17 protein-coding genes and 1 pseudogene are annotated in these 18,867 nt (G+C 63.4%); 13 read left to right on the top strand and 5 right to left on the bottom strand.

What is annotated here, in order from left to right; all coding sequences use genetic code 11:
• From ACXJ7R_RS08125 to ACXJ7R_RS08100, 6 genes and pseudogenes are all read left to right on the top strand, one after another.
• Nucleotides 1-496, top strand: a pseudogene (locus ACXJ7R_RS08125) (hypothetical protein); the annotation flags it as partial.
• 31 nt (nucleotides 497-527) lie between these two features.
• Nucleotides 528-1,673 (top strand): hypothetical protein, encoded by a 1,146-nt coding sequence (locus ACXJ7R_RS08120; protein ID WP_457151375.1) that lies wholly within the window; start codon nucleotides 528-530, stop codon nucleotides 1,671-1,673.
• A gap of 24 nt (nucleotides 1,674-1,697) precedes the next feature.
• Nucleotides 1,698-3,608, top strand: coding sequence for an ATP-binding protein (locus ACXJ7R_RS08115; RefSeq protein WP_457151374.1), 1,911 nt, complete (start codon nucleotides 1,698-1,700; stop codon nucleotides 3,606-3,608).
• A 35-nt stretch (nucleotides 3,609-3,643) separates the two neighbouring features.
• Entirely contained in the window at nucleotides 3,644-4,945 is a 1,302-nt protein-coding gene (locus ACXJ7R_RS08110; RefSeq protein WP_457151373.1) for a DUF6638 family protein, read from the top strand.
• A gap of 105 nt (nucleotides 4,946-5,050) precedes the next feature.
• The gene (locus ACXJ7R_RS08105) at nucleotides 5,051-6,175 is read left to right on the top strand and encodes a DUF2333 family protein (RefSeq protein ID WP_457151372.1); all 1,125 of its coding nucleotides are present in this window, start codon (nucleotides 5,051-5,053) and stop codon (nucleotides 6,173-6,175) included.
• Between the two features lie 315 nt (nucleotides 6,176-6,490).
• Nucleotides 6,491-8,170, top strand: coding sequence for a formate--tetrahydrofolate ligase (locus ACXJ7R_RS08100; protein WP_095090813.1), 1,680 nt, complete (start codon nucleotides 6,491-6,493; stop codon nucleotides 8,168-8,170).
• Between the two features lie 74 nt (nucleotides 8,171-8,244).
• Here ACXJ7R_RS08100 and ACXJ7R_RS08095 read toward each other — a convergent pair whose 3' ends face one another.
• Nucleotides 8,245-8,889, bottom strand: coding sequence for a cysteine hydrolase family protein (locus ACXJ7R_RS08095; protein WP_457151371.1), 645 nt, complete (start codon nucleotides 8,887-8,889; stop codon nucleotides 8,245-8,247).
• Between the two features lie 127 nt (nucleotides 8,890-9,016).
• On the opposite strand from ACXJ7R_RS08095, the gene ACXJ7R_RS08090 reads away from it, so the two are divergent.
• Nucleotides 9,017-10,012, top strand: a complete 996-nt coding sequence (locus tag ACXJ7R_RS08090) for a GlxA family transcriptional regulator (RefSeq protein WP_457151370.1) — start codon at nucleotides 9,017-9,019, stop codon at nucleotides 10,010-10,012.
• A gap of 61 nt (nucleotides 10,013-10,073) precedes the next feature.
• Here the strand turns inward: ACXJ7R_RS08090 and ACXJ7R_RS08085 are convergent, their stop codons facing one another.
• Together ACXJ7R_RS08085 and ACXJ7R_RS08080 are read right to left on the bottom strand one after the other, a co-directional pair.
• Entirely contained in the window at nucleotides 10,074-10,658 is a 585-nt protein-coding gene (locus ACXJ7R_RS08085; RefSeq protein ID WP_457151369.1) for a cytochrome b/b6 domain-containing protein, read from the bottom strand.
• A gap of 5 nt (nucleotides 10,659-10,663) precedes the next feature.
• Entirely contained in the window at nucleotides 10,664-10,930 is a 267-nt protein-coding gene (locus ACXJ7R_RS08080; RefSeq protein WP_457151368.1) for a PepSY domain-containing protein, read from the bottom strand.
• A gap of 166 nt (nucleotides 10,931-11,096) precedes the next feature.
• Here ACXJ7R_RS08080 and ACXJ7R_RS08075 point away from each other — a divergent pair, with 166 nt between their 5' ends.
• Together ACXJ7R_RS08075 and ACXJ7R_RS08070 are read left to right on the top strand one after the other, a co-directional pair.
• On the top strand, nucleotides 11,097-11,756 hold the full coding sequence (locus tag ACXJ7R_RS08075) for a response regulator (RefSeq protein WP_457151367.1): 660 nt from the start codon (nucleotides 11,097-11,099) through the stop codon (nucleotides 11,754-11,756).
• Nucleotides 11,753-13,105, top strand: coding sequence for an ATP-binding protein (locus ACXJ7R_RS08070; protein WP_457151366.1), 1,353 nt, complete (start codon nucleotides 11,753-11,755; stop codon nucleotides 13,103-13,105). Before ACXJ7R_RS08075 ends, ACXJ7R_RS08070 begins: the two co-directional genes overlap by 4 nt.
• A 167-nt stretch (nucleotides 13,106-13,272) precedes the next feature.
• Here ACXJ7R_RS08070 and ACXJ7R_RS08065 read toward each other — a convergent pair whose 3' ends face one another.
• The gene (locus ACXJ7R_RS08065; RefSeq protein ID WP_457151365.1) at nucleotides 13,273-13,830 is read right to left on the bottom strand and encodes a sugar O-acetyltransferase; all 558 of its coding nucleotides are present in this window, start codon (nucleotides 13,828-13,830) and stop codon (nucleotides 13,273-13,275) included.
• 184 nt (nucleotides 13,831-14,014) lie between these two features.
• Here ACXJ7R_RS08065 and ACXJ7R_RS08060 point away from each other — a divergent pair, with 184 nt between their 5' ends.
• The 4 genes from ACXJ7R_RS08060 (at nucleotide 14,015) to ACXJ7R_RS08045 (ending at nucleotide 18,293) form a co-directional block, all read left to right on the top strand.
• On the top strand, nucleotides 14,015-14,476 hold the full coding sequence (locus ACXJ7R_RS08060) for a DUF4126 domain-containing protein (RefSeq protein ID WP_095090807.1): 462 nt from the start codon (nucleotides 14,015-14,017) through the stop codon (nucleotides 14,474-14,476).
• Complete coding sequence (locus ACXJ7R_RS08055; protein WP_457151364.1) at nucleotides 14,473-15,849, top strand: FAD-containing oxidoreductase; 1,377 nt, start codon at nucleotides 14,473-14,475, stop codon at nucleotides 15,847-15,849. Before ACXJ7R_RS08060 ends, ACXJ7R_RS08055 begins: the two co-directional genes overlap by 4 nt.
• Nucleotides 15,850-15,969: 120 nt before the next feature.
• A complete protein-coding gene (locus tag ACXJ7R_RS08050; RefSeq protein ID WP_457151363.1) occupies nucleotides 15,970-17,148 on the top strand; it encodes an MFS transporter in 1,179 nt (392 codons plus the stop codon).
• A gap of 89 nt (nucleotides 17,149-17,237) precedes the next feature.
• Nucleotides 17,238-18,293: a peptidase M14 gene (locus ACXJ7R_RS08045; RefSeq protein ID WP_457151362.1), complete on the top strand. Its 1,056-nt coding sequence runs from the start codon at nucleotides 17,238-17,240 to the stop codon at nucleotides 18,291-18,293.
• 1 nt (nucleotide 18,294) lies between these two features.
• On the opposite strand, the gene ACXJ7R_RS08040 is transcribed toward ACXJ7R_RS08045, so the two are convergent.
• Nucleotides 18,295-18,867: isocitrate lyase/PEP mutase family protein (locus ACXJ7R_RS08040; RefSeq protein WP_457151361.1), on the bottom strand; the 573-nt coding region annotated here is incomplete at its 5' end.

Genomic DNA, 18,867 nt, shown 5'->3' with positions numbered 1-18,867 from the left:
GGACCGCACGCAACTCGAAGGCGAACGCTCCAAGCTGGCGACGGAATACAATGAAAAGCAGGCCAAGGAGCAGGAGTTGCTGGCCGAGAGCCAGACGCTGGAACGCTACACCTCAATGTTCCAGACCTTCGTCGATTCGCTCAACAACCAGATCGCCGCTCAGTCGACGCTGATCAACAAGCTGACCATCGATACCGAACAACGCATTGTGCTCTACAAGGCGCTGGAGGATTCGCTGAAGACCGCCGCCCAGCAGGACGTCGCCCACAAGATCAACACGCTTGGCAGCCAGGTCGACAACACCGCCGAGGAAACCATGGCCGGCATCGGCGCCGCCTCGCAGAAACACATCGGCGACCTGCTTGAAATGCACGAGAAGAACATGGTCGCCAGCTCCGACATCCAGCGCCGCAAAAAGCTGGCCGACGATGCCTTTGCCCGTCGCTTCGACGAGGTGCTGAAGAAGCACAACGCGTCAAACTACGTGCAGTCTTAGGCGTGACTGGACTGCCCGCGAGCGCACAGGCATGACCCCCGAAAACGAAGCGGCCGCACGGTATTTCTCGGCCATCACGGCCGCACTGAGCGGCCTTGAAGTGTTCATGCGCGACGATCGCTCGCCGCTCTACCGGCATGGCATCGTCGCCAAGATCGTCGCCGAATACATCGCCCGGCTCGACAAGTCCTTTGTCTGCTGGCGCTACCGGCTGGGCTTCATGGACACGTTCCGCATTTCGCGCGCCGAAAGCGGCTTCCCGGTCTTCCAGAACCTGCTCGAACTCGAAAACGACCGTCGCCAGGCCGACGCGCGGCTTGCCAACATTCCGCTGGCCGGCGAGTTGCGCGAGGAAATGGCCGACTTCATCCTGCGCCACAAGGAATTCCCCGAGGCGCTGCAGAAGTCGATGGCCGAACGGCTCTATCTCGAGGACGTGAAAAGCGAGAATACGTTCGGCCCGTTCACGCTGGCGCAGACGGCCAAGGTCTCGGTCAATCCAAAGACGGGGCGGCCCTATTACCTCGTCCACTGGGCGACGTTCGACGGCAGCGCCAACCTGCCGCTGGTCTACATGGTGACGGTGGAAGATTCTTCCGACGCGATGGTGCGTCAGCTCGTCGACAGCAACGGCAAGCTCAATGACAAGGTCGACATTCCGCTGCCGGTCGATGGCCTGCTCAACCCCGAGTTGGCCCACCGTTTCGACGATTTCACCGAGAAGAACTCAGCCTACACGCTGTCGCCGGCGACCATCGCGGTCAACCTCGACAAGGATTTCGAGCCGCTGCATCCCAAGCAGTTGCGCCGCGTCGTGCTCGGCCCATTCTATTCGGCGGGGATCACCGACAACAATTCGACGGTGACCGAAGTGCTGGCCAAGGTGCGCAAGCCGGAAAATGCCTGGCTGCTGACCTGGACCATCCAGGAGGTCTATTCCAAGAGCGAGAAACCCGGCCGCAAGGGGCTGTTTTCGAGCGAGAAGACGACGCAGGAATTCTTCATCAACACCGATGATCTGGAAGCCGCGCGCCAGGGCGTGTCCWGCTACGAAAACCATGCGCTGATCCCGCACGAGGCCTACCAGGCACTCTACGCCGCCGGCGAGGCGCAGAAGATCTTTGCCGGCTACAAGGTCCACATCCTGTCCAACGGACAGGTCATCTCAGACGTCTGACCGTCACACCACGGAGCACTCTTCATGGATACCGGCCTGACCACCATTCCGGAAGCTTCGATCGAAAAGCACCGGGCCACCGCGCAGAGCTTCATCACCCGCATCGTCGTGCTGGAAGACCCCTCACGCGAGTCCGGCACGGCGCTGGCCGGCACCAACCGCCGCTTCGTCTCGACCGTTTCGGTCGGCTCGGTGCGGCGCACGCGCGAGGTCGAGCTGTCGAAGACCGTCGGCGCCGTCCATCCCGACGACCAGCTGCTGACCATCCCCCAGCACACATTGTTGTTTCGCGCCCGGCGCGGTACGGCCATCGCGTTGGCCATATCGGACGTCTTTGCCGAAGGCTCGGACCTCGAAAGCCTGCAAGCGAAAAACACCCGCGCGCCGCTCGAGGGCGACGAGGCCTCGGCTTTCAAGAGGCTTCTGTCCGCCTCGGCCTATATCTCCGCCTTCAGCCTCGCTTCCTATCTGTTCCAGCTGATCGACAGCGATGGCGAAGCGCCCAACGACATCCCCGAGCCCGACTTCCTGTTCGACACACCGCAGGATGCGGTGAAGTCGATCCTGGCCGGCCTCGACAAGGCGATATCGGGCTCGTCCGACGATGCCGACCTGATGACCAGGGCACGCGCCTTTGCCCGCGTCGCCATCGACGGGCTGTTGGCGCGCAAGGGTCGGTTCGACGGCATTGGCCCGTTCGAGAACGCGCATATCCGCATCGATGCCGATAACTTCACCCTCGACGGTTTCGACGTCGCGCCGGGCAAGCGCTCGAAGCCGCTGGTGATGACGTTCAAGACGCCGGAAGAGGTGGTCGGCAACCACATCGCCAAATACCAGTCGGTCAAGCTCGCCAAGATGCTGATGGCCTACGACTTCGAGCGTGAGCTCAACCCCTTCGTCGAACTCGGCGGCTTCCTGTTCACCTTTATCGGCGACGGCGCCCCCGGCACCGGCAAGACGACGTTGATCCAGATGATCGCCGGCCTCGTCAACGGCTACTGCCAGGTCGCCGGCTATCCCTTCGCCTATGAGAATTTCGGCGTCGACCAAATCTCGTCCTACCAGGGCAAGTCAGGCCAGAACTGCCGCCAGTTCATCAACAATGTGCTCAATCCGCGCGTCATCGGCTTCGGCACCATCGACGACATCGACCAAGTGGCGGCGCGCCGCTCCGACGACCGCGCCTCGGCCGGCCAGCAGGAGATCACCGGCGTGCTGATGGATGCCTTCGCCGGTGCCGGCACGGTGGTGCGCGGCAACTGCTCGTTTGGCATGTTCTCCAACTATCCCGAAAATGTCGACGATGCGCTGCGCCAGCGCGCCGGCGCCCGCTGGCTGGTCGACGGCCCGCAGACGCGCGACGACTACATCGACATCTTCGTGCTGCTTGCCGGCAAGAACCACAAGATCCCGCTCGGCGACCACGATCTCTACGCCGCGCAGGAGATCCAGCGCGCCGTGACCGAGGCCTACGAGGAGCATGAGAAGCCGCAGGAAGACGGGCTGATGAAGGTCTACGAGCGCTACATGAAGGAGAACGGCGCGCCGAAATCGATGGCCGACATCGGCACTTATCTGCACCTGATCAAGGATGCCGAGCCGCGCTTCACCGGCCGCGCCATCAAGAACGTCACCGACGCCATCAAGATGCGCGCCATGGATATCGAGCTTCCCGACGACTGGTTCGAGAAGCCGGAAGCCTTCATGCACAAGGGCTACGACGAGAAGAGAGCGATGATCGAGGAACTGCGCGGGCCGTTCTCGATGGACATGGTCATGCAGGAGATCAACCGCTACGCCGACAGCGAGTTCCGCTATTCAGACAAGTCCGACGACGCCGCTGTCGAAAAACTGCTGCGCGACGCACGCCTGCGCGAACGAGCCGCACGCGAGATGGAGGAAATGAAGAAAAAGGGTCTGTGGAATGCGTGAACTTTCCTTCTCCCCGTTCACGGGGAGAAGGAACGATGACCGCCAAGAAACCCGATCTGCTGCGCGACAATGAGCTGATTTATGGCCGGCTGCTCACCGTCGACGAGCCGCATTTGATCCAGCGCTACAACAAGGCGCTGGCGGCGTTCGGCCTGAAGCCGACGAAGTTGAAGAGCTTCCAGATCGACCGCACAGGGTTCTCGCCAGAAGTGGCCGAGGAATGCGGCGACTATGACTATCTCGACCCCAACGAGGTCAATCGCCGCTTCATCATCCTGACGCCGTCGCAGATCGACCTGCCGGTGGTGCACACCGCCTTCTCCAACACCTCGCAGTTGATGTTCGAGTTCATGTCCAAGAACCAGCGCGCCATCGACGCGCTGACCATCAAGGACGTGATCTACGGCGAGATCGAGGATTCCGTTCCCAAGGTCAACGACATCGAGGACCTGCTGTCGATAAGCCAGGTCGAGTTCAAGGTGCTGTCGGCCGAGGACGTGCTGGGCAAGGCTGCCGAGCTCGGCAAGCTCGTCGACCGGCTGAAGCAGGAGCCCGACGCCTGGCGCGACAACGCCATGCTGACCCGCATGGTGGAACTGGCCAAGATCTGCGGCGACATCCGCGAGAACGCGCTGGTGCCGGACCAGGTGATCTTCCGCCACAATGCCTACTGGACCAGCCATTTCGGCGGTCTCTACGTGTTCGTCGATCCGGACATGACGACGGTGATCGGCGATCCGGCCGCACCTGGTTTCCGCCGCTCTCGGCCGTGGCAGGTCAGCTATCTTTCGATCAACGACGCCGACAAGGTGTTCAAGTTCCTCGCCACCACCGGCCGCGTCGAGCTGCCGCGCGCCTCCTGGATCGAGGCCTCGGGGTATCTCGAGCATCGCGCCGAGATGGTGGTGCGCGCGCTGATCCGCGACGCCGAGCCGGACCGCAACCTGACCGATGTCGACAAGGTCTGGCTGCAGACCTGGATTCAGAGCCATGCCGACCTGATCACCAGGAACGGCAATTTTCCCTTCCTCAACGCCGCCAAGCGCGAGATCGCCCAGCTCGGCTACCTCAAGATCGAGGATGTCTTCCCGCAGCAGCGCTTCCTGGTGATCCGCGCCAAACCGGACCATCCCGACGCCTGGCTGACCAACCGGCTGATCTCGGACTTCGTCCCGTCGGACTTCGTCTCGCGCTACATCTTCAACAAGCAGGGCTTCTACAGGGACTATGACGGCTTCAGCGACGCCTGGCGATCGCATGTTGTGGACGTTCTCAAAACCACATATTTGAAAGACAAGGTGGCGTTTCGCACACGCCTCTACGGCCTGACTGACTAGAACGAAATGAACCGTCATTTCGTTCTAACTTGTTGTTTTGGCGCATGATGCTATCCAAAAAGTCTGCAACTTTTTGGCATCATGCTTTGAGGGGGTGACATCGCCATGCTCGATCCGATCGTGAACTTCTTCACCCGGATTTTCCAGTGGATCGGCCGTGGCATCGGCCTCCTGATCGGCGTCATCCTGTGGCCGTTCATGTGGGCCGGGCGCTGGTACACGCAGCGCGGCTGGATCCTCAAGGCGGTGGTCGGCGTCGCCTTGCTGGTGCTGATCGGCCTCTATGCCAACTTCTTCTACGCCACCCAGTGGTGGAACAATTTCAACCCGAACTACCCCGACACCTACACTTTCGAGAAGCGCAACGTGTCAGCCGGCGAACAGGTTGCCGCCGGCTCCGGCACGGATACCGCCAAGACCTGCGGCAACTCCGGTATTGCCCAGATCGCCGCCGACCTGACCGACTTCAACGTCAACCAGAATGCCTGGATCTCGTCGATGATCCTCTACAAGCTCGGCCTGTTCGGCATCGACTGGGACCACACGCCGTGGATGGATAACAAGGCCTCGTTCCAGCGCGGCATCAACCAGGCGGTGCGGCGCACGGCGACGGAACTCGCCGACAATCTCGGCCGCGTCCGCACCACGTCGCAGATCGATGCTGATCTGCAGGACGCGCGCGGCAATCTGCAGTTCGACGAATACACCTGGTATTTCGGCCTGAGCCCGTTCGGCCCGAAGACGCCGACGCCGAGCTATTACCGCGACGCGGTGCGCAAGCTGCGCTCCTTCAACGCCCGGCTCGCCACCTGCCAGGCGACCTTCGATGCCCGCGCCGACAATCTGAAGCAATATATCGATCGTATCTCATCCGACATAGGCTCGACGTCGGCGATCCTCAAGGAGCGCGCCGAGAACCACAATGATGGCTGGTTCGATTTCCGCGCCGACGACCGCTACTGGTTCGCCTATGGCCAGCTCTACGCCTATTACGGCCTGATGAAGGGTGCCCAGGCCGACTTCGACGACGTCATCAAGGAAAAGCACCTGCAGAGCCTGTGGGACACGATGGACGCGCAGTTCGTCTCGGCGCTGCGCATCCAGCCCTTCATCATCGCCAATGGCCGCGAAGACGGCTGGCTGTTGCCGACGCATCTGACGACGATGGGCTTCTACGTGCTCAGGGTGCGCTCCAACATGGTCGAAATCAGCAACGTGCTGACGCAGTAAGGCTTGCCGGCCGCAGCCGAAGCGATGGCGAATTTGCGCCGTCGCTTCTGTCGCATTCGGTGCATTGTGCGGCTGTTTTGAGACGGCGGAACGACGCGTCCTCTGGCTTCTATACGGCGCGGCAACGGAGCCGGGAAGAACCGATGACAGGTCGGCCGGTCCGCAGATGAATTTTCTTCATAGGAAACATAGTTGCATGCAAGTTGACGCCGTGGCAGCGACAGGGTTAAAACATGCCCGCGCCCCGGTTCCGGCCTGCATGCGAGTGAGATCAAACCCCGTCCCCTCCACCGACCAATCCAGAGGAAAGCCGTCATGGCCGAAGTGAAGTCCGACATCGAGATCGCGCGCGGCGCCAAGAAGAAGCAGATCCAGGAGATCGGCGCCAAGATCGGCATTCCGACCGAACACCTTTTGCCCTACGGCCACGACAAGGCCAAGATTTCCGCCGAGTTCATCAAGTCRGTGAAGGGCAACAAGGACGGCAGGCTGATCCTGGTCACCGCCATCAACCCGACGCCCGCTGGCGAAGGCAAGACGACGACCACCGTCGGCCTCGGCGACGGCCTCAACCGCATCGGCAAGAAGGCGATCGTCTGCATCCGCGAGGCTTCGCTCGGCCCGAACTTCGGCGTCAAGGGCGGTGCCGCCGGCGGCGGCTACGCACAGGTCGTGCCGATGGAGGACATGAACCTCCACTTCACCGGCGACTTCCACGCCATCACCACGGCGCACAACCTTCTGTCGGCGCTGATCGATAACCACATCTACTGGGGCAATGAGCTCGGCATCGACACCCGCCGTGTCGTCTGGCGCCGTGTCATGGACATGAACGACCGCGCGCTGCGCGAGATGATCTGTTCGCTCGGCGGCGTCGCCAACGGCTTTCCGCGCGAGGGCGGCTTCGACATCACCGTCGCCTCGGAGGTCATGGCCATCCTGTGCCTGTCGACCGATCTGAAGGACCTTGAGAAGCGCCTCGGCGACATCATCGTCGCCTATCGCCGTGACAAGTCGCCGGTCTATGCCCGCGACCTCAAGGCCGACGGCGCCATGGCCGTGCTCTTGAAGGACGCCATGCAGCCCAACCTGGTGCAGACGCTGGAGAACAACCCGGCCTTCGTGCATGGCGGCCCGTTCGCCAACATCGCGCATGGCTGCAACTCGGTCGTCGCCACCACGACGGCGCTCAAGCTTGCCGACTATGTCGTCACCGAAGCCGGCTTCGGCGCCGACCTCGGCGCGGAAAAGTTCTTCGACATCAAGTGCCGCAAGGCTGGCCTGAAGCCGGCCGCTGCCGTCATCGTCGCCACCGTGCGCGCCATGAAGATGAATGGCGGCGTCAAGAAGGAAGACCTCGGCAAGGAAAACATCGAGGCGGTGAAGAAGGGCTGCGCCAACCTTGGCCGCCACATCGAGAACATCCGCCAGTTCGGCGTGCCGGCGGTGGTTGCCATCAACCACTTCTATTCCGACACCGACGCCGAAATCCAGGCGATGAAGGACTATGTCGCCTCGATGGGTGAAGAGGCGATCCTGTGCAAGCACTGGGCCAAGGGTTCGGCCGGTATCGAGGAGCTCGCCAACAAGGTGGTGGCGCTGGCCGAATCCGGTGCCTCGCAGTTCGCGCCGCTCTACCCCGATGCGATGCCGCTGTTCGAGAAGATCAACACCATCGTCCAGCGCATCTATCGCGGCTCGGAAGCGATCGCCGACAAGTCGGTGCGCGACCAACTGCACGCCTGGGAGCAAGCCGGCTACGGCCACCTGCCGGTGTGCATGGCCAAGACGCAATATTCCTTCTCGACCGACCCGAACCTGCGCGGCGCGCCGACCGGCCACACCGTACCGGTGCGCGAGGTCAGGCTGTCGGCCGGTGCCGGCTTCGTCGTCATCATCTGTGGCGAGGTCATGACCATGCCCGGCCTGCCCAAGGCGCCATCCTCGGAAAAGATCTTCCTCAACGAGGCCGGACAGATCGAAGGCCTGTTCTGAGAATTTCGAGATCGTTGCGAGATTTGAAAGGGCGGCCACTGGCCGCCCTTTCTGCTTTCCAAGGACAAACCTGGCTACGCGGCGCTGCGCGCTAGCGCCCGTTGGGTGGAGGCATAGATCGTATCGCGCTCGGGCAGCGTGCCGGTCTTCAGGCATTCGATCCATTMGGCGGTCTTGAGCACCGCCGCGAAGCGCGACTGCAGGATGATCGTCACCACGCGGTGGATCTCTTCGGCTGAAGCATAGCCGGCGCTGTTGGCGTAGGGCAGCGATCCGGTCGCGTCGGACAGGAACTCGACGGCGAAGCCCATATGCACAGCGTGGATGATGGTCGACAGATCGCAATTATGCGTCATGTAGCCGACGACAGTAATCGTATCGATGGCGTTGGCGCGCAGCCAGTCTTCGAGATCGGTGCCGGTGAAGGCGGAGGGCAGGTTCTTTTCGACATAATGGTCGCGGGTGCGCTTGGCGATCTCGGGATGCAGTTCGGCGCCATGGCTACCCTTGGCGAAAACTGGCGATGTCTCGGGTGCCAGTTGCTTGATTACCACCACTTTGACGCCGGTCGCGGCGGCCGCGTCCATGGCGTGCGCCACATTGACGACGCTGTCGCGGAACGGCGGATGCTGGATGGCGAGATTGCCGCCATCATAGTCGTTCTGGACGTCGACGACGACAAGCGCGCGACGTGGCGTGGCGTTGGCTGGGTCAGACATGGTGTTTTCCTTTCCGGCTTGAATGCGATGGGTCGAAAATAGGCGAGACGCCAAGCGGTCGAAAGTGTCCCGATTGACATCATTCGAAAGAATTGGGACAATCCGCATTCACTCGCCGGAAACCCCCATGACCGACCCGATCATTGCCGTCCTTGCCTTCGACGGCATCAGCCCGTTCCATCTCTCCGTGCCATGCCTGGTGTTCGGCGAGGACAGGACATCGCTTGGGCTGCCGCGCTTCGAGTTCCGCATCTGCGCGGTCAAGGCCGGCCCGATCCACACCGAAGCCGGATTGAYGGTTGCCGCGCCGCATGGGCTCGAAGGGCTCGACGGCGCCGACATCGTCATCATCCCGAGCTGGCATCATCTCGGCGAGACGCCAGCGCCAGTGCTGATGGAGGCGCTACGCGAAGCACACGAGCGTGGCGCATTGATTGTCGGCCTGTGTCTGGGAACCTTCGCCATTGCCGCGGCCGGGCTGCTTTCAGGCCGCCGTGCCGCGACGCACTGGGCCTATTCAGAGCGGCTGCAAAAACTCCATCCCGACATCGCCGTCGATGCCACGGTGCTCTATGTCGACAATGGCGATGTGGTGACCTCGGCCGGCGTCGCGGCTGGCCTCGACTGCTGTCTCCACATCGTGCGCGCCCGCTATGGGGCGGAAGCCGCACTCCGGCTCGCCCGCCAGATTGTGCTTTCGCCGCACCGGCAAGGCGGGCAGGCGCAATTCATCGAGCATCCAGTCGCAAAAGGCGCTGACGCCGATCGGTTCACCCAGGCGCTTGACGCGGTTCGCGCGACGCTTGGCGAGACGCATAACCTAGACCGCGTCGCCGAGGCCGCCGGCCTGACCCGCCGCACCTTCACCCGCCGCTTTCAGAAATCGATCGGCACCAGTTTCGGCGAATGGCTGACCAGCCAGCGGATCGAACTGGCGCAGCGGTTGCTGGAAGCGACGGAGAAATCGATGGACATGGTGGCCTTCGAGGTCGGCTTCGGCAGCGCCACGTCGCTGCGCCAGCATTTTTCGGCACGGCTCAAGACGTCACCGGCGCAATACCGTCGCGAGTTCTCGAGGCGAGCCGATCAGGACGAACCAGTGCCGCACGCCCTGCCTTTCTGAGAAAGAACGGCCAAAGGCGCCGCATCACTGCGGCGCCTTTGGTATTCCCTGATCCAGGCAGTCAGGCGACGTCTCCCGGCGATGGCGCGCGTTTGCGGCCAGTGAGCATGGCGCGAACCAGATTCTCACGATGGCGCAGGCTGGCCAGCAGCACGCCGCCGACATGAAGCCCGACGAGCACGAGAATTCCATTGCCCAGGATCTTGTGCGTGTCCTCCACCCAGGCCACGCCCCACCAGGCATCGGTGGTCTGCATCCAGCCCGTAAGCGCAATTCCCGCCACGCAGGTTAGAAGCGCCAGCACCATGGCGCCGCCGGCAGGGTTGTGGCCGAGATGACGCTTTTCGCGACCCTGCGCCACATCGGCTATGTACAAGCTCACCGTGCGCGGCCCACGCACGAACTGACGGAAGCGTGTGTGACCCGATCCCGCCAGCCCTGCGATCAGCCGTGAAGCTATCAAGACCCCGGCACTGTAACCGGCCAGTTCATGCAGCTTCATGATTTCTCCCGAGGAAAGCCAGGCCACCGCAACGCACAGGACCAGCGACCAATGAAAGAGGCGGACGTAGGAACTCCAGACCCTGACCGAGGCTTCTCGTGTCGACTCGACCGAGGTGTCTCGTGTCGAAGCGGTGGCGTTCATGGCGATCAACCGTCGTCGGAATCGGCGCCGACCGACTCGAGCGTCTTGGGATTGAACACGGCTTCCAGCTTTTTGCCATTGGCATCGAGTGCCTTGGCTTCGTAGCAGCCGTTCTCGGTCTTGATGCTGCGCACCTTCCAGCCTTCGCTTTCAAGCTTCTTTTGCAGCGCCTCGCGTGGTTGCCACTGGTCGGTCGGCACATCGCATTTGTCGGCGGCGAAAGCCGGTCCGGCAACAGCCATCACCAGCGCGGTCATGATCAAGGTCTTCATCTTGTTTTCTCCATCGGCCAATTCCGATGTCGCGAACCCTGACCGTGAAACCTGACAGCAGCCTGAACGCGTATCGTATCGCTCAAAAGCCGCAGTTGGCTTTCGTTCAGGTTCCTGTCAGCCTTGTCCCGCATGGAGGTGGCGTGTTGCTGAACACGGAGGCAAGGTGCGCGTTCTACTAATCGAAGACGACCCCGTGCTGGGCGAGGCGGTGCGCGATCATATCGCCGCCGACGGTCATGCCGTGGACTGGAGCACGACACTTGGCCATGCCGGCGATCACCTTCATGTCGTCTCCTATGAACTCGTCCTGCTCGATCTCCATCTGCCGGACGGCAGGGGGCTCGAATTCCTGAAGACGCTGCGCCGTGAAGGCACCGATACGCCGGTCATCATCCTGACCGCGCGCGATCAGCTCTCCGACCGGATAGAGGGCCTGAATTCCGGAGCAGACGACTATCTGGTCAAGCCCTTCGATCTCGGCGAGTTGTCCGCGCGCCTTGCCGCGGTCGCGCGCCGCTATGCTGGAAACCCAAATCCCCTGGTTCGGCTCGGGCCGGTCGAAATCGACCAGGCCGCCCGCCGGGTTGTCGTGGACGGCAGGGAGGCCATGCTGACGTCCCGCGAATGGGCGGTGCTCGAGCAGTTCTTGCGCCGGCCCGGCATGACCGTGGGCAAGAACCAGATCGAGGATGCGCTCTATGCCTTCGGGGCGGAGATCGAAAGCAACACGGTCGAAGTCTATGTCAGCCGCCTGCGCAAGAAGATCGGGCGCGAGGCCCTCACGACCGTAAGGGGGCTGGGCTACCGTCTGGCGTTCCCATGAGGCTCTTCGACAGCCTTGCCGGTCGTCTCGTTTCCTCRCTGATCCTGGTCACGGTCGCCTTCGGCCTGGTCGCCGCGGTCACGGGAAGCATCACCCTGCATCGTGAAATCAACGAAGCCATGGACAATTCGATGCAGGAAGCGGCCCGCCGGCTGCTGCCGCTGGTCATCGACGATCTTTTCGGGCGCGAGGTTTCGCAATCGCCCCGCAGGCTGGCAGAGGCCGTCTCGGACGATATAGGCGGTCGCCTCATCTTCCAGGTGCGGGACGGCAGTGGCCGTGTTCTCCTGCACTCCTACAATGCTCCCGCGGAGCCGCTCACGGCTGAACTCGCGCAGGGCTTTTCGGAGGCCGCCGGATGGCGCATCTACACCGAGCCCGCGGTTGGCGGCACGATCTTCATCCAGGTCGCCGAGCTCGATGCACGGCGCAACGAGGAAACCTTCGAAGCCGCCACCGGTTTCCTGATACCGATGGTCATCCTGATCCCGCTGAGCGCACTTGTCGCGTGGCTGACCCTGGCGCGTTTCCTGAGGCCGATTGCAACATTGCGCGGCGAGATCAGCGCCCGTCACGGCGACAACCTCGCTGCGATCCGAACCACCGAACTGCCTTCCGAACTCGCCGCCATTGCCAAGTCGGTCAACAGCCTGATGCGGCGCCTGCACATGGCGCTTGAGGCGGAAAAAGAATTCACCGCGAATGCCGCGCATGAATTGCGCACGCCGATTGCCGGCGCACTGGCACAGACGGAGCGGCTGATCGCGGAAGCTCCGGACGACGCGGCAAGAAAACGTCCACGCCAGATCAAGGCAGCGCTGTCCAATCTCGCCGGCCTGTCCGAAAAGTTGATGCAGCTGGCGCGCGCCGACGCCGGAGTGGCCGCCGCCGGCAAGCCTGCCGACCTTGCCGCGGTCGCGGCACTGGTGGTCGAAGACTTCGAACAGCACAGCGAAAACAAGGGCCGCCTTCGCCTCGAAACGCCGGTGAAAGGCAAGGCGCTGGCCGCGATCGACACGGATGCGCTGGCCATCGTCCTGCGCAACCTTATCGAGAATGCCTTGCGGCATGGTCCCGAAGGCGGAGAGGTTGTCGTGCGGATCGACGAAGACGCCCGACTTAGCGTGATCAACCAAGGTCCGGTGGTTCCAGCCCCAGGCAGCCTGATCAAACGGTTCGAGCGCGGCGCAACGCGCGCCGAGGGATCGGGCCTCGGGTTGGCGATCGTCAGCCGGATCCTGCAACAGATCGATGCGACGCTGGTTCTGAACTCACCGGCATCCGGGCGGCAAGACGGGTTCGAAGCGACGATCCGGTTTCCAGGCTTAGAGCCGAACTCGAAGAGATAGAGCATGATGTCGTCCGAAAACCGCTTCACACATTTCGGCATCATTCCAGGAAAAGTGTGAAACGGTTTTCCCGGGAAAAGCGCGTAGCGCTTTCCCTCAGGGAATTGCGTCAAAACAAAGAGATAGAGCGGTTCGGCGTTTCCGTGAAACGGTGAACCGCTCTAGCGTCAGCCGCGCTTGACCGCCCGCGCCGGGTTGCCGACCACCGTGGTGTTCGCGGCCACGTCGCGCGTCACCACCGCGCCGGCGCCGACGATGGCGCCCTCGCCGATGCTGACTCCGCCAAGGATGATCGCGCTGCCGCCGATCCATGCATTGGCGCCGATCTCGACAGGCCTCGCGATCTCCAGCCCCGCTTGCCGCCCGGCGACCTCCCTGTGGTGCTCGGCGCAATAGATTTGCACATTGGGGCCGAGCAGCGTTCCCCTGCCGATGCGCACGCTTGCCGTATCGAGAATGGTGCAGCCGGCGTTGAGAAAGGCGGCATCGCCGAGAAAGATGTTGAAGCCGTAGGCGCAGTGGAACGGCGCCTCGATGCGGGCGCCCTCGCCCACGCCGCCGAGCAATGCCTTCAAGCCCGGCCCGAGGTTTCCGCGCTGCCGGGGTGGCAGGCAATTGTGCTCGAACACCGCGTCGCGCGCCATGACGCGCAAGGCCTCCAGTTCGTCATCGAGGCAGGTGTACCATTCGCCGGCCGCCATCTTGGCGCGCTCGCTTCCAGCCATGACGGTGTCCTCCCTTTGGCATCCCCGCCAAAGCACAAATGCCGCGGACGGAGAAGTGCCAGCTTCTGCCAATTCCGGGCGCAAAATCCATTCCGATTTTTCGAAGTCATGTCTGGTCAAAGGCCAAGCCTATGCTAGCCTGCTCTTGCTGGGCTGTCCTGGCCCGGCGATGAGGGGATCAATCATGCTGTATATTCTCGCACTTCTGATCGGCGTCATTGCCGGCCTTCGCGCGATGACCGCGCCGGCCGCCGTCGCCTGGGGGGCTTATCTCGGCTGGCTGCCGGTCGCCGCCACCTGGGCCAGCTTCATGAGCCACTGGGCGGCTGTCGGCATCTTCACCATCCTGGCCATCGTCGAACTGGTCACCGACCAGTTGCCTTCGACGCCGAGCCGTAAAGTGCCGCAGCAATTCGGCGCCCGCATCATCATGGGCGCGTTTACCGGCGCTGTCATCGGCGCCACCGGCGGTTCCACCATCGGCGGCCTGATCGCCGGCGCCATCGGCGCTGTCATCGGCACGCTGGGCGGTGCCGAAGCGCGCGGCCGGCTGGCAGCCGCCTTCGGCAAGGACCCGCCCGCCGCCTTTATCGAGGACGCAGTGGCGATCATCGGCGGCCTGCTGATCGTGGCGGCGGTGGCATGACGGCAAAGACCTTCGACGCCATCATCATCGGCGCCGGACAGGCCGGCCCGTCGCTGGCCAGCCGGCTGAATGCCGTCGGCAAGAGCGTGGCGCTGATCGAGCGCAAGCTGGTCGGCGGCACCTGCGTCAACACCGGTTGCATGCCGACCAAGACCATGGTCGCCAGCGCCTATGCCGCGCATCTGGCGCGGCGGGCCGCCGACTATGGCGTCACGCTCAGCGGCCCCGTCGGCGTCGATTACAAGGCGATCAAGGCGCGCAAGGACAAGGTGTCGAACGACGCCCGCATCGGGCTCGAAACCTGGATCGCCGGCATGGACAAATGCACGCTCTATCGCGGCCATGCGCGTTTCGAATCCGCCAACACCGTGCGCGTCGGCGACGACCTTTTGACCGCCGAAAAAATCTTCCTCAACACCGGCGGCCGCGCCTCGGTGCCCGGCCTGCCCGGCATCCACGATATCGACTATCTGACCAACTCCTCGATGATGGATCTCGACGTGCTGCCGCGCCATCTCGTCGTCGTCGGCGGCAGCTACATCTCGCTCGAATTCGCGCAGATGTTCCGCCGCTTCGGCAGCGACGTCACGGTGATCGAGAAGTCTCCCAGGCTGACCGGCCGTGAGGACGAGGATGTTTCCGACGCCATCCTTTCCATCCTCGAAAACGAAGGCATTACGGTCCATCTCAGTGCCGACGACATCGCCTTCGCCAAACAAGGCAACGACACTGCCGTGACCTTCTCCGCCKGCAAACCGCCGGCGGTCGGCTCGCATGTGCTGCTGGCTCTGGGACGCGTGCCCAACACCGACGATCTCGGCCTCGACAGAGCCGGCGTCGAGGTCGACAAGCGCGGCTTCGTCACCGTCGACGACCAGCTGCGCACCAGCGTGCCCGGCATATGGGCGATGGGCGACTGCAACGGCAAGGGCGCCTTCACCCACACCTCCTACAACGACTACGAGATCGTCGCCGCCAACCTGCTCGACAATGATCCGCGCAAAGTCAGCGACCGCATCGAGGCCTATGCGCTCTACATCGACCCACCGCTCGGCCGCTGCGGCATGACCGAGGCCGCGGTGAAGAAATCCGGTCGCCGGGCGCTGGTCGGCCAGCGGCCGATGACCCGCGTCGGACGCGCGGTCGAAAAGGGCGAGACACAGGGTTTCATGAAGATCCTCGTCGATGCCGACACCAGGGAGATCCTCGGCTGTTCTGTGCTTGGCCCCGGCGGCGACGAGGCGGTGCATTGCGTGCTCGACCTGATGTACGCCAAGGCGCCCGTCGATACGCTGGCGCGCGCGGTGCACATCCACCCGAATGTCTCGGAACTGCTGCCAACCATCGCCCAGGAGCTGAAGCCGCTGGTGTGAGACACTCACACTCGCGCCAAGCTCTGGACTTTATGCATTGCTGCATTGCAGCAATGCATATTGCGCGGAACAGGGCTACGCGTTCAATCTGAATTTGAACCGATTCAGTCTGGACGCCTCATGCCGTTGCCGATCCTTGCGCTTGCCATTGCGTCCTTCTGCATCGGCACCACCGAATTCGTCATCATGGGCCTGCTGCCGGAGGTCGCCGCCGACCTCGGCGTGTCCATCCCTTCGGCCGGCCTGCTGGTCACCGGCTATGCGCTGGGCGTGGTCTTCGGCGCCCCAATCGTGGCGATGGGCACCGCGCATTTGCCTCGCAAGCCGGTGCTGGTTGGGCTCGCTGCGCTGTTTGTCGTTGGCAATCTGTTCTGCGCCATCGCGCCCAACTACTGGATGCTGATGGCCGCGCGCGTCTTCACCGCCTTCGGCCACGGCGCCTTCTTTGGTATCGGTTCGGTCGTTGCTGCGAGCCTTGTGCCGCGCAACAAGCGCGCCAGCGCCATCGCGCTGATGTTCGCCGGGCTGACGCTGGCCAACATCCTTGGCGTTCCCGCCGGCACCGCCCTGGGCGAAGCCTTCGGCTGGCGCGCCACCTTCCTCGCCGTGGTCGGCATCGGCCTGATCTCGGTCGCTTGCATCGCCTGGCTGGTACCATCCGACGTCGCTGAACCGAGCGGTGGCGGCCTGCGCGGCGAATTGCGCGTGCTGGGCAAGCTACAGGTCTGGCTGGCGATGCTGATCGCCGCCCTTGCCTCGGCCAGCCTGTTTGCCGTCTTCACCTACATAAAACCCTATCTGACCGACGTGTCCGGCCTGTCCACTTCCGCCGTCACCTGGGTGCTGCTGCTGTTCGGCGCCGGCATGACCATCGGCAACATCATCGGCGGCCGGCTCGCCGACTGGAAATTGATGCCGACGGTCATTGGCACGCTGCTGTTGCTGGCGCTCCTGTTTGTCGGCTTCAATCAGTTCGGCGCCATAGCCGGCGTTGCCATCGGCATCGTTTTCCTGTGGGGCCTGCTCATCTTCGTCGTCGTGCCGCCGCTGCAGATCCGCGTCGTCGAGGCGGCCTCCGAAGGGCCGAACCTTGCCGCCACGCTGAACCAGGGCGCCTTCAATGTCGGCAATGCCAGCGGCGCCTGGATCGGCGGCGTGGCCCTTTCCGCAGGTGTTTCCTATGCCAACCTGCCGCTGGTCGGCGCGGCATTGGCGCTGCTGGCGGTCATCGTCGCGGTGCTGTCGCAGACACTGGATGGGCGCACGCCTGCCGTCCCGCTTCAGGCTGCCGCGGAATAACCGCTTGCGCCCATAGCGCGGCAGGCTGGACCAATCGACATCGGCGCCTTCAAATGGGCATGTCTTGTCGCTCTTGATGGAGGAAAGTCATGCAGAAATCGATCGAGCGCATCGCCGGCGAAAGCGAAGGAGTTTCCTACGAATTTCCGCTGTTCCGGTTTGTCGGAACCGGCAAGGCCGCTCCGTCAGCCTATCTGCAGGCGGCACTCCATGCCGGCGAGTTGCCGGGCGTCGTCGCCATCGACGCGCTGATGCCGATGCTGGCCAAGGCCGAGGCCGAAGGCCGCATCAAGGGCAACATCACCGTCGTGCCCTGGGCCAACCCGATCGGCCGCGCCCAATATCATTTCGGCGAGCATCAGGGCCGCTTCCATCTCGGCACCCGCACCAACTTCAATCGCGGCTTTCCGCTGCTTGCCGCACCCGACGCAGCACTCTTGCCCGACGTCACGCTTGGCCCTGTCGACCAGCGATTGAAGACCCGGCTGGTGCAGCTTTCGCTCGGCCACGACATTGTGCTCGACCTGCATTGCGATGACGAGGGCCTCGCCTATCTCTATGTCCATACCAGCCTGTGGCCGGCGATGGCCGACTGTGCCGCCGCCATGGGCGTTGATGCGGTCATGCTGTGGRGCGAAGACACCGACGGTACGTTCGAGGGCGCCTCGATCATGCCCTACCAGAACGTTCCCGATGACATGGCCAAACTCGACCGTCGCGTCGCCACGACGGTCGAATATCGCGGCATCCTCGATGTCGACGGCGCCTTGGCCGCCGCCGACGCCGAAGGCCTCTACCGGCTGCTGGTGGCGCGCGGCGTGATTACCGACACCGCCCTGCCCGCACCCGGTCCTTTCACCGGTGTCGTCGCACCACTGGAAAACATCGAGATGATGCCGGCACCCCGGGCGGGCGCCGTGCTTTACGACGTGAAGCCCGGCGACCGCGTCGCCAAGGGCGCTCGCCTCGCCACCATCGTCCATGCACCGGGTGAAACCGATGGCCGCACCGAAGTTTTGGCACCGCAGGATGGCATCATCCTCACCCGCCGCTCGCGCCGCATCATCCGCGCCGGCGAAGACTTGTTGAAGCTGGTGGGCGACAGCAAGAGCGCCGACGCCAGATCGGGAACACTGGAGGACTGAATTAGCCGGAAATAGCCTGTCGCGCTTTCGCTTCGAGCCACTCGGCCATCTGGCGGTAAGGCACCGGGCCGTGGCTGATGCGGGCGACGCCGAGTTCCGCCAGCCGCTGGCGCGGCGGCACATGCGCCAGTGCGATGATGTTGACCGGCAACGCGATTGCCTTGCAGAGCGCCTCGATCAGGCGCTCATCGCCAAGGCCCGGCGCAAAGAAACCGTTGGCACCGGCTTTTTCAAAGGCATGCGCCCGCTCGATCGCCTGGTTGAGCAGCGCCTTGTCGTGCGCATCCGGCTTGGCCTTGAGGAAGATGTCGGTTCGGGCGTTGAGGAATGCCGGGATACCTGAGGCCTTGACCGCCGCGGCGGCGGCTTCGATCCGCTTCACCTGTAGCGCGATGTCATGCAGGCCGGTGCCGCCGACGATCTGGTCCTCGAAATTGAAGCCGATGGCGCCGGCCTGCACGGCACGCGTCACGGTGCGGGCGACGGTTTCCGGTTCAATGCCGTAGCCGCCCTCGAGATCCATGGTCACCGGCAGGTCGACCGCCCCTACGATGCGCTTGATATTGTCGAGCGC

The sequence above is a fragment of the Mesorhizobium sp. P5_C1 genome, assembly GCF_054049815.1.
Note: the sequence above shows the minus strand (reverse complement) of the source record. Positions and strands in the feature narration are given on the sequence as shown.

What these genes read in the sequence shown, in the direction of transcription:
- ACXJ7R_RS08110 (WP_457151373.1), top strand. Translation starts at nt 3,644, where the DNA reads ATGACCGCCAAGAAACCCGATCTGCTGCGCGACAATGAGCTGATTTAT.
- ACXJ7R_RS08065 (WP_457151365.1), bottom strand. Translation starts at nt 13,830, where the DNA reads ATGGCTGGAAGCGAGCGCGCCAAGATGGCGGCCGGCGAATGGTACACC.
- ACXJ7R_RS08050 (WP_457151363.1), top strand. Translation starts at nt 15,970, where the DNA reads ATGCCGTTGCCGATCCTTGCGCTTGCCATTGCGTCCTTCTGCATCGGC.
- ACXJ7R_RS08085 (WP_457151369.1), bottom strand. Translation starts at nt 10,658, where the DNA reads ATGAACGCCACCGCTTCGACACGAGACACCTCGGTCGAGTCGACACGA.
- ACXJ7R_RS08105 (WP_457151372.1), top strand. Translation starts at nt 5,051, where the DNA reads ATGCTCGATCCGATCGTGAACTTCTTCACCCGGATTTTCCAGTGGATC.
- ACXJ7R_RS08080 (WP_457151368.1), bottom strand. Translation starts at nt 10,930, where the DNA reads ATGAAGACCTTGATCATGACCGCGCTGGTGATGGCTGTTGCCGGACCG.
- ACXJ7R_RS08060 (WP_095090807.1), top strand. Translation starts at nt 14,015, where the DNA reads ATGCTGTATATTCTCGCACTTCTGATCGGCGTCATTGCCGGCCTTCGC.
- ACXJ7R_RS08115 (WP_457151374.1), top strand. Translation starts at nt 1,698, where the DNA reads ATGGATACCGGCCTGACCACCATTCCGGAAGCTTCGATCGAAAAGCAC.